The sequence below is a fragment of the Achromobacter sp. DMS1 genome (genome assembly GCF_001270295.1).
The window spans coordinates 1-14247 of sequence record NZ_LHSJ01000073.1 but is presented as its reverse complement, the minus strand read 5'-3'; the positions used below and the strand labels follow the sequence as shown (position 1 = coordinate 14247).

Below are 14247 nucleotides of genomic sequence, written 5' to 3'. Positions count from 1 at the left end.
TCTCGTGGCCCTGTTCATCCTGCGCAGACTGATACAGAGTCTGTTCGTCCTCCTGGCCGTGTCGGTCGTGGTGTTCTTCGCGGTCTACGCCGTGGGAGACCCGATCGAACTGCTGGTCAGCCCCGAAGCCAGCCAGGCCGCCCGCGAAGCCATGATCGCCCGGCTGGGGCTGGACCTGCCGGTCTGGCAGCAATACGCCCATTTCCTGTGGCGCGCGCTGCACGGCGACCTGGGCACGTCCTTCGTGCACAACATCCCCGCCGTCGATCTCATCGTGCAGCGCATTCCCGCCACCTTCGAACTGGTGGTGGTCGCCATCAGCCTGACCTGTCTGATCGGCATTCCGCTCGGGCTGGTGGCCGGCCTGTACCGCGACGAGCCGCTCGGGCGGGGCATCATGGCCTCGTCGGTGCTGGGCTTCTCGCTGCCCAACTTCTGGCAGGGCATGATGCTCATCCTGCTCTTTGCCGTCTGGCTGGGCTGGCTGCCGGCCACCGGCCGCGGCGAGACGGCCACCGTGCTGGGCGTGCCGCTGTCCATTCTCACCGCCGACGGCTGGTCGCATCTCATCATGCCGGCCATCAACCTGGCGCTGGCCAATATCGCGCTGGTGCTGCGCCTGACCGCCTCCGGCGTGGTCGAGGCGCGCAGCCAGGACTACGTGAAGTTCGCCCGCGCCAAGGGCGTCAGGCCCGGCCGCATCGTGCGCCGCCATATCCTGCGCAACATCCTCATCCCCGTCGTCACCGTGATCGGCATGGAATTCGGCACGCTGATCGCCTACTCCACCATCACCGAAACCGTGTTCGCGTGGCCCGGCATGGGCAAGCTGCTCATCGACAGCGTCTACCAGCTCGACCGCCCCGTGGTGGTGGCCTACGTGATGCTGGTCACGCTGATCTTCGTCATCATCAACCTGGTTGTGGACATTCTGTATGCCGCGCTCGACCCGCGCGTACAGCTCGTGACTCCCGCTCAATGAATACCATGCCCCATACTCCCAATCCCGGCCGCACCCGCACGGTCCAGCCGCTGGCCGACACGCCCCGGCGCGCCGCCATCTTGAAAAAGCTGCACGCGCGGCCCACCGTGAAGGGGTCGGCCATCGCGCTGGCCATTCTCGTCGTGCTCGTCATGGCCGCGCCCTTCTTCGCGCCGCAGAATCCCTACGATCTCGCCAATCTCTCGCTCATGGACGGCCGCCTGGCCCCCGGGCAGGCGCTCATGGACGGCAGCATCGCCTGGCTGGGCACCGACGACCAGGGCCGTGACATGCTCAGCGCCATCCTGTACGGCCTGCGCATCAGCCTCATGGTGGGCCTGAGCGCCGTGGTGCTGGCCACGGCCATCGGCGGCGCGGTCGGGCTGGTGGCGGCCTATATCGGCGGGCTGGTCGACACGGTGCTGATGCGCCTCGTGGATTTCATCCTGGGCTTTCCCACCATCCTGGTGGCGCTGGTGCTGCTGGTGGTGCTGGGGCGCGGGGTGGACAAGGTGATCCTGGCGCTGGTGCTGGTGCAGTGGGGCCACTATGCGCGCATCATGCGCAGCCGCGCCCTGCAGGAACGGCGCAAGGAATACGTGGAAGCGGCGGCCAACCTGGGCTTTCCGGCCTGGCGCATCATGGTGTTCCACCTGCTGCCCAATTGCCTGGGCCCGGTGATGGTGTTCGCCACCATCCAGATCGCCACCGCCATCGCGCTGGAAGCCACGCTGTCCTTCCTGGGCGTGGGCGTACCCATTACCGAACCCTCGCTCGGCCTGCTGATTTCCAACGGATTCCAGTACCTGTTGTCCGGCGACTACTGGATCAGCCTCTTCCCGGGCATCGCCCTGCTCGTGCTGATTCTTTCCATCAACATCGTGGGCGACCGCCTGCGCGAAGCCCTGGACCCGCGACGAGCATGAACAAGGCCCACCCCTCGCAGCGCTGCGCGCTTTCCCCTCGACGCGGCGCCGTGGCGGACCGGCGCAACGGATGAATGAAATGAAGGAAACCATCCTGGAGGTGCGCGGCCTGCGCACCGCGTTCCATACCGAGGCCGGCGCCTGGCTGGCCGTCGACGGCGTAGACCTGACCGTGCGCCGCGGCGAGATCGTGGGCCTGGTGGGCGAATCGGGGTCGGGCAAATCCGTCACCGGCTTTTCGCTGCTGGGCCTGATCGACCCGCCCGGCGAAGTCGTGGACGGAGAAGTGAAGTTCAAGGGCACGGACCTGCGCAAGCTCGACGAAGAACAGATGCGCCAGCTGCGCGGCAACCGCATCGCCATGATCTTCCAGGACCCGCTCATGACGCTCAACCCGGTGCTGCGCGTGGGCGAGCAGATGATGGAGGCCATCCTCACGCACGAGGACGTGCCGCGCGCGCAGGCGCTGGAACGCTGCCGCGAAGCCCTGGAAATGGTGGGCATCCCCTCGCCGGAAAAGCGGCTGCGCAGCTATCCCCACGAGTTCTCGGGCGGCATGCGCCAGCGCGTGGCCATCGCCATCGCCATGCTGAACAAGCCCGACCTGATCATCTGCGACGAGCCGACCACGGCGCTGGACGTGACCATCCAGGGCCAGATTCTCTACCGCATGCAGCAGATCTGCCGCGAGCACGACACCGCGCTCATCTGGATCACGCACGACCTGGGCGTGGTGGCCGAGCTGGCCGACCGCGTCGCCGTCATGTATGCCGGACGCATCGTCGAGTCCGGCCCCGTCGACCAGGTGCTGGACGCGCCGCGCCATCCCTACACCAAGGGCCTGCTCGACTCCATGCCCGGCGCCGCGCCGCCCGGCGGGCGCCTGCACCAGATCGACGGCATGGCGCCCAGCCTCGCCGGCCGGCCCTCGGGCTGTCCGTTCCGCCCGCGCTGCTCGCACGCGATCACGCGCTGCACGGAACAGGCCCCGGCCGTCACCACCGAAGGCCCGCGCAGCTACCGCTGCTATGCGCCCATTGCCCGCGAGGCGGAAAAAGCATGAGCGCCGCCGAGACATCCGCAGTGCGCAGCACGGAGGACCATTCCTTGACCCAGGCCGATACCCCCGTCATCGAGCTGAAGAACATACACAAGCGCTTCGAGCAGCGCCCCGACCTGGCGCAGCGCATCCTGGCGCTGGGCGGCCGGCCCATCGACCGCCGCACGGTCTACGCCGTCAACGGCGTGGACCTCGCCATCCGTCGCGGCGAAGTCGTGGGGCTGGTGGGCGAGTCCGGCTGCGGCAAGTCCACGCTGGGCCGCATCGTGGCGGGCCTGCACCGCCAGAGCGAGGGCGAACTGCGCTACCTGGGCCAGGACGCCTCGCGGCTGCGCGGCGCCGGCAAGCTGGCCTACACGCTGGGCGTGCAGATGATCTTCCAGGATCCTCAGGCCTCGCTCAATCCGCGTCAGCGCCTGCGCCAGATCCTGGGCGAGGCGCTCAAGGTGCACAAGCTCGCGCCGCCGCGGGACATCCCCGCCCGCATCGACCGCGCGCTGTCCGAAGTGGGGCTGGACCGCGAATACCGCGACCGCTTTCCGCACCAGATCTCCGGCGGCCAGCGCCAGCGCATCGGCATCGCCCGCGCGCTGATGGTGTCGCCCAAGTTCCTGGTCTGCGACGAGCCGGTGGCGGCGCTGGACGTGTCGATCCAGGCGCAGGTCATCAACCTCTTCATGGACCTGCGCGCGCAGCACGGTTTCACGTACCTGTTCATCAGCCATGACCTGGGCGTGGTCAAGCACATCTCCGACCGCGTCGCCATCATGTACCTGGGCAAGATCGTGGAGATTTCCACCGCGGCGGAAATCTTCGCCCATGCCAACCACCCGTATACCCAGGCCCTGATGGCCGAGGTGCCCGACGTGGCGCGGCGCGGCCGCAAGTTCACGCCGATCCGCGGCGAGATCCCCTCGCCGCTGAATCCGCCGCCCGGCTGCACCTTCCATCCGCGCTGCCCCCACGCCATGCCGCGCTGCCGCGAACAGGCGCCCGCGCTGCGGGAAATCTCCCCGGGCCACTGGTCGGCCTGTCACCTGAACGACGCCAACGCATAACGCCATGAAAGCCTCAGAGATGTCCAATGTGGACCGTATCGCCATCGAGCTGGGTCATGCCGGCCGCAACGCCATTCACTACGTCGACGACGACCGCAACGCCGACCGCCCCTTCAAGCTCCAGACCTACCGCCCCTACGGGTACACGCCGGACCGCCCGGTCGTGATCGTGCAGCACGGCGTGCTGCGCAACGGCGACGAGTACCGCGACTTCTGGGTGCCGGCCGCCGACCGCCACAAGCTGCTGATCGTGGCCCTCACCTTCTCCAACGAGATCTGGCCCGGCGTCGAGAGCTACAACAACGGCCGCGTCTTCACGGCCACGGGCAATCCGCGCCACATCGCCGGCTGGACCTATGCCCTGGTGGGCAACGTCATCCGCGACCTGGTCGCGGCGGACATCGCCGACGGCCGTAACGTCTATCTCTTCGGGCATTCCGCCGGCGGCCAGTTCGTGCACCGCCTCATGAGCAGCCAGCCGCACGACCTGTTCAAGGCCGTCGTCGCCGCCAATCCCGGCTGGTACACGCTGCCCACCTTCGATTACCCCTTCCCCGAGGGCATGGACGGCGTGGGCCTGACCGAAGACCATCTCGTCAAGCTGCTGGGCTACCCCATGACTATCCTGGCGGGCGACCAGGACATCGCCACCGACGACCCGCACCTGCCTTCCGAGCCCGCCGCCCTACGCCAGGGCCCGCACCGTTTCGCGCGCGCCCACTACTATTTCGAAGCTGGCCGCCGGGAGGCCGGGCGCCGCGGCGTGCCGTTCAACTGGAAGCTGCAAGTCGTGCCGGGCATCGGCCACGATGGCCGCGCCATGTCGGCGGTCTGCGCCAGCCTCTGGTTCGAGGGCGGCATGCCCGACGCGGCCGAACTGGCCCGGCTCGCCGGCCAGCAAGTCGCCTGACCCTCCTTTCCAAGACGCCAACGCGCGGAGATTCCCATGTCCAACCTTCCCAACACCGAACAGCTCGTCGCCGGCATCCAGCAATGGCTGCGCTGCGAATCGCCCTCCAACTACCCGGAAGGCATCGCCGCGATGGCCCGCATCATCGCCGACCAGGCCGCCGCCGCCGGCCTGACGGTGGAAGTGTCCTCGCTCGGCTCCGCCACCGGCCCGCTGCTCTACGTGACCAACCGCGCGCCCGGCGACACCCGCCCCGGCATCCTCATCCTGGGCCACATGGACACCGTGCACCCGGTCGGCACGCTGCTCGAAAACCCCGTGCGCATCGAAGGCGACCGCCTCTACGGCCCCGGCGGCTACGACATGAAGGCGGGCATCTACCTGGCGCTCTCCGCCCTCGCCGCGCTGGCGCGGCCGGGCGCCACGCGGCTGCCCGTGGACTTCCTCATGGTGCCCGACGAGGAAACCGGCAGCCACGCCTCGCGCGTGCACATCGAACGCTTCGCGGCCAATGCGAAGTACGCCCTGGTCTGCGAGCCCGCCCGCCCCAACGGCGGCAAGTGCGTCACCGCGCGCAAGGGCACGGGTATGCTCACGCTGAACGTCAAGGGCCGCCCCTCGCACGCCGGCATGGCGCACGAGAAGGGCCGCAGCGCCATCCGCGAAATGGCGCACCAGGTGCTGGCGCTGGAAGCCATGACCGACTACGAGCGCGGCGTGACCGTCAGCGTGGGCACCATCGCCGGCGGCACCGTCACCAACACCGTGCCGGCGCAGTGTCGCTGTGTCGTGGACTTCCGCGTGCCCGACATGGGCGCCGCCGAAGACGTGCTGCGCCGCATGCGCGAGCTGTGCGCCGTGGGGCCGGACGTGGAGCTGGACATCGACGTGGAGCTCAACCGTCCGCCCATGGTCAAGACCGAAGCCGCGGCCGCCCTGCTGGCCCTGGCCCAGGGCTATGCCGAGCGCGCCGGCTTTCCGCTCGAAGACGCGCCCATGACCGGCGGCGGCAGCGACGCCAACTTCACCTCCGCCCTGGGCGTGCCCACGCTGGACGGCCTGGGCGCGGACGGCGACGGCGCGCACACGCTGCACGAGTACGTGCTCGTGCCCACGCTGGAAATGCGCCTGAAATTCTGGGAGCTGCTGCTGAAGGAACTGGCCTAGGCGCTGTTCACGCTGGCCCCCTGCAATAGGGGCCGTCATGCAATCCGGTCAGGCGATTTCCATGAACACTTCTCCCCAGGCAACGGGCGCGGTCGCGTACGGGCTGGCGACCGTCGCGGATGACGGCGCCGTGCTGGATACCTGGTATCCCCGGCCCGCGCTTGCCGGGCAGGTGCCGGCCAGCGGCACGCGGCGGCTTTCGGCGGAGGAAGCCCGCGCCGCGCTGGGCGAGCAGGCAGCCGCCGCGCTGACGCGCGACCCGCGGCGCAAGGTGGAAACCGTGGCGGTGCGCACAGCCATCGCCGCGCTGGCCGACCCGCCGGCGGACGCGCATGACGCCTACCTGCGCCTGCACCTGCTCAGCCACCGCCTGATCCGCCCGCATGGCGCCAATCTCGAGGGGCTGTTCGGCGTGCTGTCCAACGTGGCCTGGACTTCGGCCGGCCCCTGCCCGGTGGGCCAGGTGGACGCGCTGCGCTGGCTGCTGCGCGCGGCGGGCCAGACGCTGGAAGTCCACGCCATCGACAAGATCCCGCGCATGACCGACTACGTCGCACCGGCCGGCGTGCGCATCGCCGACGCCAGCCGCGTGCGGCTGGGCGCGCACCTGTCGCCCGGCACCACGGTGCTGCACGAAGGCTTCTGCAACTTCAACGCGGGCACGCTGGGCGCCTCCATGGTGGAAGGCCGCATCAGCGCCGGCGTCATCGTGGACGACGGCACCGACATCGGCGGCGGCGCCTCCATCATGGGCACCATGTCGGGCGGCGGCAAGCAGGTGGTGTCCATCGGCAAGCGCTGCCTGCTCGGGGCCAATTCCGGCCTCGGCATCTCGCTGGGAGACGACTGCGTGGTGGAGGCCGGCTGCTACGTCACCGCCGGCACCCGCGTGCTCACTCCCGAAGGCGCGGTCGTGAAGGCCGTGGCGCTCGCGGGCCAGCACGGCCTGCTGTTCCGGCGCAATTCGCAGACCGGCGCCGTCGAAACGCTGGTGCGCACCGCCGCGTGGGGCACGCTCAACCCTGCGCTGCACACCGGGCACTAGGGCATGTCAACCCTGGCCGCGCGGCGGCGGCGCTACGGCCCGGGGGCGATCGGCGCGAACGGATAGCGCCGCAGCTCCCCGCCGCCCGCGATGATGGCGGTGGCCTCGGGCACTTCCTCCCAGGCGCCCGGCAGTTCCGACAGCGGCTCCGAGAGCAGCAGATAGGCATCGTCGCTCAGCGCGGCGACGCGGGGATCGTCGGGATACAGCTCGCGCAGATGGCGCACGCTGGTGTTGTGAAACAGCGTGCGCGAATCGCCCTCGCTGGAATAGCGCACCGCGACGAGCCGGGAACCGTCGAGCGCGCACACCGTCATGTTGACGGGATACGCCACGCCGTGCCGCCTGCCGGTTTCCTCCACCGCGCCCACCATGCGCGCCAGCGCCGGCAGCGGGTCGTTTTCCAGGCCGAAGCTCAGGGCCAGCAGGAACATGACCTCCGAATCGGTGGAACCCTCCAGCGATCCGAAATACGCGGGCGCGATCATCAGCATCAGGTCGCGCCGCAGCAGCGGATAGTCGCGAATGAGGCCGTTGTGCGCGAACAGCCAGTTGCCGTGGCGGAACGGATGGCAGTTGGTTTCCTGCGCCGGCGTGTCGGTGGCGGCGCGGATGTGGGCCACGAACAGCGGCGAATGGATGGCGCGGGCCGCCTCGCGCAGGTTGCGGTCGTTCCAGGCGGGACGCACGCTGCGGTAGCGGAACGGCGGCTCCAGGGGCTGGCCGCCCGGCGGGCGGGCATACCAGCCCAGGCCGAAGCCGTCGCCGTTGGTGGTGGCGGCGCCCAGGCGAGCGTGCAGGCTCTGGTCGATGAGCGAGTGCTTCGCCTTGAAGAGCACGCTCTCCATTTGCAGCGGACTACCCGTATAAGCCAGCCATCGGCACATGATGCGCTCCTCGCGACAAAGAGTTGGGACCGGCGCGCCGCCGCCGCGGTTCCGCGGCCGCGGCGCTATTTCTTCAGCAGGGCCTTGAGCATGTCCAGCCGCGCTTTGGGGTTCATGGCCCGCGTGGCCTCGTCTTCCTCGATGCGCTGCTCGCCCAGCCCCATCTCTTCGATGAAGCGCGACGGCTCGCGCACCAGGTCCTCGCGCGCGCGGCGGCGGCGCTTGCACCAGCTCAGGTTCAGGCTGCGCTGCGCGCGCGTGATGCCCACGTACATCAGGCGGCGTTCTTCCTGGATGCGCGTGGCGAGGTTCTCGGCGGCGCGGGCCGGGTCGCCGACCTCGTCGTCCTTGCCCAGGTGCGGCAGCAGGCCCTCTTCCACGCCCGCCAGGTACACGTGCGGATACTCCAGGCCCTTGGAGGCATGCAGCGTGGAGAGCTTGACCGCGTCGGGCTCTTCCTCCTCGCCCCGTTCCAGCATGGTGACCAGGGCCACGTGCTGCACCAGGTCGAAAAGGCTCATGCCGTCTTCCTCGGCCTTGCGCTTGAGCCAGCCCGTCAGTTCGAGCACGTTCTGCCAGCGCGTCTGCGCCGGCTTCTCGTCGAAAAGCTCGTACAGGTGGCGCTCGTACTGGATGGCTTCGAGCAGGTCGTCCAGGATGCGGCCCGCCGGCTCGGCGGGCGCGTCCGCCCCCCCCGGACGCCGCGCCCCGGCCCGCGCGCCATTGCATGCGCCGGATGAATTCCGTGAAGGTGCGCAGCGGCTCGAGTTGTCGCGGGGCCAGCAGGCTCTCCAGTCCGGTTTCGGCCACGGCCGCCAGCAGCGATATCTCGCGGCTGGCGGCATACTGCCCCAGCGTCTGCAGCGTGGCCTGCCCGATGCCGCGCTTGGGCGTGGTGGCCGCGCGGATGAAAGCCGGATCGTCGTCATCGTTGGCGAGCAGGCGCAGATAGGCCAGGATGTCGCGCACCTCGGCCTTGTCGAAGAAGCTCTGCCCGCCCGCCACCGTATACGGGATCTTCAGGTTGCGCAGCGCCTGCTCCAATATGCGCGACTGGTGGTTGCTGCGGTACAGGACGGCGAAATCCTTCCACTGGGCCTGGCGCTCGAAACGGGCCGCAGACAGCTTGATGGCGATGGACTCCGCCTCGTGCTCCTCGCTGTCCATGGCCGAAACCACAATGGGTTCGCCCATGCCCAGGTCCGACCACAGCTTCTTCTCGAAGAGCTTGGGGTTCTTCTGGATCACCTGGTTGGCCGCGGCCAGGATGCGTTGCACCGAGCGGTAGTTCTGCTCCAGCTTGATGAGCTTGATGTCGGGATAGTCGGTGGTGAGCTTGGCCAGGTTCTCGATGGTGGCGCCGCGCCACGCGTAGATGGCCTGATCGTCGTCGCCCACCGCCGTGAACATGGCCCGGTCGCCGGTCAGGAGCTGCACCAGCCGGTACTGGCAGACGTTGGTGTCCTGGTATTCGTCCACCAGCAGGTAACGCACGCGGTTCTGCCAGCGCGTGCGCACGGCTTCGTTGTTCTGCAGCAGCAGCGCCGGGATGCGGATCAGGTCGTCGAAATCCACGGCCTGGTAGGCGTTCAGGGTGGCAGCGTAGCTGCGGTACACGTTGGCCGCCTCCACGTCGCCCGGCGTGATGGCCTGGCGAGCGGCGTCGTCGGGCTCCATGAGCGCGTTCTTCCACAGCGAGATGATGCCCTGCACGTGGCGCAGCCGGGCCTTGTCGGTAGTGGCCAGCAGCTCCTGGATGATGGCCAGGGCATCGTCGGCGTCCAGAATGGAAAACGTGGGCTTCAGGCCCGCGTGGCGGGCCTCTTCGCGCAGCATCTTCACGCCCAGCGAGTGGAACGTGCTGATCGTCAGGCCCTTGGCCAGCTTGCGGTCCACCAGCGTCTTCACGCGCTCGCCCATTTCGCGCGCGGCCTTGTTGGTGAACGTCAGCGCCACCACGTTGCGGCCCATGTAGCCGCACTCCCGCAGCAGGTAGGCGATTTTCTGGGTGATGACGCGCGTCTTGCCGCTGCCTGCGCCGGCCAGCACGAGGCAAGGGCCGTCCAGGTACAGCACGGCGGCTTTCTGCGCGGGATTCAGGCCGTGGCCGATGGGTTCGCTGGCGGACATGGATTGCGGAATGGCTCAAGAGCGGCGCCTTGCGGCGGCCGCGTCGGAGGTCAAAGATGATAGAACAATCGGCGCTGCGCCGCAGCGATGCGCGCCGGGGCCGCGCGAGGCTTCTTGCGGAGTCAACCGGCCCTAGATTTCCAGCGGATCCACTTCGAGCTGCCAGCGCACCCGCGCCTCGTTGGCGAGATAGGGCAAATGATGCGACCACGACGCCAGAAACGCCTGCAAGGCGGGCCGGTTGACGCTTTCGACCAGCAGCTGGGCGCGCTCCACGTTGGCGACCCGCACGATGCGCAGCGGCACCGGATCGTAGAGCATGACGGCATTCAGTGTAGGGAAGTCGGCCGCCCACTCGCCTTCGGGCAGCGCGCGCGCCTGCTGCAGGAATGCCACCGCCGTGGCCAGCTCGCGCGACTCGGCGGTCAACAGGGCCTGGTAGGCGTAGGGCGGCAGGCCGGTGCTCTCGCGCTCCTGCAGCGCGTGGCGGGCAAAGCCGGGGTAATCGTGGCGCAGCAGCGCCTGGTAGACGGGCTGCTCGGGGTAGCCGGTCTGGATCAGCACTTCGCCGTTGCCCTGGTGCCGGCCCGCCCGCCCCGCCACCTGCATGAGCTGCGCGAACAGGCGCTCGGGCGCGCGGAAATCGTGGGCGAACAGCATGGAGTCGGCATTGAGCACGCCCACCAGCCCCAGGCGCGCGAAGTCATGCCCCTTGGCCACCATCTGCGTGCCGACCAGGATGTCCACTTCGCCGGCATGCACCGCCGCGAACAGTGCCTCGGCGCTGCCCTTCCTGCGCGTGCTGTCGGCGTCGATGCGCAGGATGCGCGCCTGCGGAAACAGCTCGGCCAGGTGCTCTTCCACCCGCTGCGTGCCGCGTCCCATGGGCGACAGATCCTGGTCGCCGCACTCGGGACAGGCGCGCGGCACGGGCGCCTGGTAGCCGCAATGATGGCAATGCAGGCGATGGCCCCGCCCCTCGGTGCGGTGCAGCACGGTAAACGCGGTGCAGCGCGGGCAATTGCTCACCCATGCGCAGGACGGGCAGTGCAGCACCGGCGCATAGCCCCGGCGGTTCAGGAAAATGAGTGATTGCTCGCCCCGCTCCAGGCGCTCGCCCACCGCCTCCAGAAGCTGCGGCGACAGCCCCTGCTTCATCTGCAGCCGGCGCGTGTCGATCAGCCGTATCGCGGGCAGGCTGCTGGAACGGGCGCGCGACGGCAGATCCAGCTTCAGGTAGCGCCCGCGCAGCGCGTGCTGCCAGGTTTCCAGCGAAGGCGTGGCCGAGCCCAGCACGACCGGAATGTCCAGATCGTGCGCGCGCCACACGGCGAGGTCGCGCGCGGAGTAGCGCAAGCCCTCCTGCTGCTTGTAGGACGGGTCGTGTTCTTCATCCACCACGATCAGTCCCAGCTCGCTCATGGGCGCGAATACGGCCATGCGCGTGCCCAGCAGCATGCGCGCCTGGCCACGCTGCGCGCGCGCCCAGGCCTGCAGACGCTCGCCGTCCGACAGGCCGCTATGCAGCACCGCCACGCCCTCCGGCCCCACCAGTCCTTCCAGGCGCGCCCGCAGCGCGCCCTCGAGCTGCGGCGTGAGGTTGATTTCGGGCACCATCAGCAGCACCTGCCGCCCCTGGGCCAGCACGCGCTCGGCCGCGCGCAGGTAGACCTCGGTCTTGCCGCTGCCCGTCACCCCGTACAGCAGAACGGGCTTGAAGCTGCGCAGCGCGGCAATGGCGTCGGCCGCGGCGCGCTGGGCCTGGTTCAGCTCGGGGCTGGTCGGCCGCGGCGGGCGCGCGCGCGGCTTTGCGCTTACGCGCGTCCAGCCGCGCCACCGGACCGCCGGCCGAGCGCTTGCCCAGGTAGGCGCTGGTCTTGCGCAGCGGCGGCGGCAGCGTGGGCAGCATGACTTCGCCCAGCGGACGCTGGTAGTACTCCGCGGCAAAGCGCGCCAGGCGCAGCCAATCCTCGGCAAAGGGCGGCAGGTCGTCCAGCACCTGCTCGATGGGACGGATCTGGGCCGGGTCGTAGGACGGCCCTGCCGGGTTGTCCACCACTACCCCGATCAGGCGGCGGCGACCGAATGGAACGATGACCCGCAGCCCCGCCGCCACCGGCTCATGGTGGCGGTAGTCGAACGGGCCGGGCAGGGGCACGTCCAGGGCCACGCGCACCCAGCACGGCGGCGAAACGTCTGCGGGCCGTTCCTCAGACATGGACAGAGCGACGAGACGAAAGAATGGGACGGCCGGCCGGCCATCCTATGGCCGATCCGGCGCGGTCGCGGATCGGGGCGTCAAATGGGGCCGGTTTCCGCCCGGCCGCCGCGCATAGCGGGGACGGCGCTGTGGATAACTTTGGGGAAAAGGCCGGGACCACATGGAAAAACGGCAATCTGCAGAATTGCTTCAGTTCTTGCAAACCTGTTGAAAACCCGTTTTTTTCTTTAAAAAACATATAGTTATGCAAGCTTCCGAGATTGTAAGCCAAGTATTAGAGGGTTTTCCCCGAGGCCCATCGTGCTGTGCACAACTGTGACGCCGAACCACGGGCTTCGGCCTCCCGGACCGAAGCGTACACTCACTTATCGCCGCAGCGAGCGGCTGTGATGGTGGACTTCTTCCACCAATTCGGCTACGGCATCCGGCGGAGTAAAACGCGAAATCCCGTGGCCCAGATTGAAGACGTGCCCCCCCTCGCCGACCGGGCCGTAGGCGTCCAGCACGTGGCGCGCCTCGGCCCGCACGGCCTGCGACCCGCCGAACAGCGCCATGGGATCCATATTGCCCTGCAGCGCGACGCGGTCGCCCGTGCGCCGCCGCGCCGCGGCCAGGTCCACGGTCCAGTCCAGCCCCACCGCGTCGCACCCGCAGGCCGCGATCTCTTCCAGCCACTGTCCGCCGCCCTTGGTGAACACGATGACCGGCACCCGCCGGCCTTCGTTCTCGCGCCTCAGGCCCGCCACCACCTTGCGGGTGTAGGCCAGCGAGAACTGTTGGAACAGGCCGTCGGCAAGCACGCCGCCCCAACTGTCGAACAGCATGACGGCCTGCGCGCCGGCGTCGATCTGCGCGTTCAGGTATTGCAGGGTGGCCTGCGCATTGACCTCCAGGATGCGGTGCAGCAGATCCGGACGGGCATAGAGCATGGTCTTGACGAGACGGTAGTCGTCGCTGCCCTGCCCTTCGACCATGTAGCACGCGATCGTCCAGGGGCTGCCGGCAAAGCCGATGAGCGGCACTTTGCCGTCCAGCTCGCGGCGTATCACGCGCACGGCATCGAACACATAGCGCAGCTTGTCCATGTCGGGCACGGCCAGGCGCGCCACGTCGTCTTCGGTGCGCACCGGGCGCGCAAAGCGCGGCCCTTCGCCGGCCGCGAAATCCAGCCCCAGGCCCATGGCGTGGGGAACGGTCAGGATGTCGGAGAACAGGATGGCGGCGTCCAGGGCGTAGCGGGCCAGGGGCTGCAGCGTGACCTCCGCGGCATAGTCCGGATTCTGGGCCAACCCCATGAACGAGCCCGCGCGGGCGCGCGTCTCGTTGTATTCGGGCAGGTAGCGGCCCGCCTGGCGCATGAGCCAGATGGGGGTATAGGGCACGGGTTCGCGCAGCAGCGAGCGCAGGAACACGTCATTCTTCAGGGCGGAAGCAGGCACGGCTGTCCTCGATGATCGGAAGCCGTGATTTTACTGCCCCGGGAACGCGCGGCCCGCCGCGGTCCGCGCCGCATTCTTGTGCGGACGCAAGCGCCCGCGCGGCGCGCCGCCGCGGTCAGGGGTTTTCGTCGTCCTCGTGCAGCGCCGCCGCCGTCCAGGCCGTCAGCCGCGGCCTGCCGGTACGGCGCGGCCTGGATGCCGTGCTTGCGCATCAGCGCCCAGAAGGCGCGGCGGTGCTTGCTCGACGCGCGCGCGGCCTGCGCCACGTTTCCGCCGTGGCGCGACAGCGCCCGATGCAGGTATTCGCACTCGAAACCGTTGACCACCCGCGCCTTGGCCTGCCGGAAAGGCTCCTGCGCATGACGCGGCGGCCGGCGCGGCGGGGCGGACTCCGGCAGGCGATTTCCGGGCCAGCCCGGCGG

General features: G+C 69.1%; 11 protein-coding genes and 2 pseudogenes. 7 read left to right on the top strand and 6 right to left on the bottom strand.

Annotation, left to right across the window (positions count from 1 at the left end):
* Positions 1–4: 4 nt before the first annotated feature.
* From AD428_RS10690 to dapD, 7 genes are all read left to right on the top strand, one after another.
* Positions 5–982, top strand: coding sequence for an ABC transporter permease (locus AD428_RS10690; RefSeq protein WP_053245157.1), 978 nt, complete (start codon positions 5–7; stop codon positions 980–982).
* 5 nt (positions 983–987) lie between these two features.
* The gene (locus AD428_RS10685) at positions 988–1908 is read left to right on the top strand and encodes an ABC transporter permease (RefSeq protein WP_053245156.1); all 921 of its coding nucleotides are present in this window, start codon (positions 988–990) and stop codon (positions 1906–1908) included.
* 79 nt (positions 1909–1987) lie between these two features.
* The gene (locus AD428_RS10680) at positions 1988–2971 is read left to right on the top strand and encodes an ABC transporter ATP-binding protein (protein ID WP_053245168.1); all 984 of its coding nucleotides are present in this window, start codon (positions 1988–1990) and stop codon (positions 2969–2971) included.
* A 44-nt stretch (positions 2972–3015) separates the two neighbouring features.
* Positions 3016–4026 carry an ABC transporter ATP-binding protein gene (locus AD428_RS10675; RefSeq protein WP_053245167.1) on the top strand — a complete coding sequence of 337 codons (1011 nt, stop codon included), beginning with the start codon at positions 3016–3018 and terminating at the stop codon, positions 4024–4026.
* Between the two features lie 4 nt (positions 4027–4030).
* The gene (locus tag AD428_RS10670) at positions 4031–4936 is read left to right on the top strand and encodes a prolyl oligopeptidase family serine peptidase (RefSeq protein WP_053245155.1); all 906 of its coding nucleotides are present in this window, start codon (positions 4031–4033) and stop codon (positions 4934–4936) included.
* A 36-nt stretch (positions 4937–4972) separates the two neighbouring features.
* Positions 4973–6103 carry a M20 family metallopeptidase gene (locus AD428_RS10665; RefSeq protein WP_053245154.1) on the top strand — a complete coding sequence of 377 codons (1131 nt, stop codon included), beginning with the start codon at positions 4973–4975 and terminating at the stop codon, positions 6101–6103.
* Between the two features lie 61 nt (positions 6104–6164).
* Positions 6165–7148, top strand: a complete 984-nt coding sequence (gene dapD, locus AD428_RS10660; RefSeq protein ID WP_053245153.1) for a 2,3,4,5-tetrahydropyridine-2,6-dicarboxylate N-succinyltransferase — start codon at positions 6165–6167, stop codon at positions 7146–7148.
* Positions 7149–7180: 32 nt separating this feature from the next.
* Here the strand turns inward: dapD and AD428_RS10655 are convergent, their stop codons facing one another.
* The 6 genes and pseudogenes from AD428_RS10655 to AD428_RS27785 all read right to left on the bottom strand — a co-directional run.
* On the bottom strand, positions 7181–7996 hold the full coding sequence (locus AD428_RS10655) for a class II glutamine amidotransferase (protein ID WP_160318570.1): 816 nt from the start codon (positions 7994–7996) through the stop codon (positions 7181–7183).
* A 104-nt stretch (positions 7997–8100) separates the two neighbouring features.
* A pseudogene (locus tag AD428_RS10650) lies at positions 8101–10165 on the bottom strand (UvrD-helicase domain-containing protein).
* Positions 10166–10297: 132 nt separating this feature from the next.
* Complete coding sequence (locus tag AD428_RS10645) at positions 10298–12112, bottom strand: primosomal protein N' (RefSeq protein ID WP_235489794.1); 1815 nt, start codon at positions 12110–12112, stop codon at positions 10298–10300.
* A 4-nt stretch (positions 12113–12116) separates the two neighbouring features.
* A pseudogene (locus AD428_RS27790) lies at positions 12117–12383 on the bottom strand (primosomal protein N'); the annotation flags it as partial.
* A 368-nt stretch (positions 12384–12751) separates the two neighbouring features.
* Positions 12752–13825 (bottom strand): uroporphyrinogen decarboxylase, encoded by a 1074-nt coding sequence (gene hemE / locus AD428_RS10640; protein ID WP_053245151.1) that lies wholly within the window; start codon positions 13823–13825, stop codon positions 12752–12754.
* The coding region (locus AD428_RS27785; protein ID WP_304438943.1) for a helix-turn-helix domain-containing protein at positions 13807–14247 on the bottom strand (441 nt) is incomplete at its 5' end. The genes hemE and AD428_RS27785, both read right to left, overlap by 19 nt.

Bases quoted from the DNA above. Each gene is read 5' to 3' on its own strand.
- AD428_RS10685 (WP_053245156.1), top strand. From the start codon at position 988: ATGCCCCATACTCCCAATCCCGGCCGCACCCGCACGGTCCAGCCGCTG.
- AD428_RS10665 (WP_053245154.1), top strand. From the start codon at position 4,973: ATGTCCAACCTTCCCAACACCGAACAGCTCGTCGCCGGCATCCAGCAA.
- AD428_RS10655 (WP_160318570.1), bottom strand. From the start codon at position 7,996: ATGGAGAGCGTGCTCTTCAAGGCGAAGCACTCGCTCATCGACCAGAGC.
- AD428_RS10680 (WP_053245168.1), top strand. From the start codon at position 1,988: ATGAAGGAAACCATCCTGGAGGTGCGCGGCCTGCGCACCGCGTTCCAT.
- dapD (WP_053245153.1), top strand. From the start codon at position 6,165: ATGAACACTTCTCCCCAGGCAACGGGCGCGGTCGCGTACGGGCTGGCG.
- AD428_RS10670 (WP_053245155.1), top strand. From the start codon at position 4,031: ATGAAAGCCTCAGAGATGTCCAATGTGGACCGTATCGCCATCGAGCTG.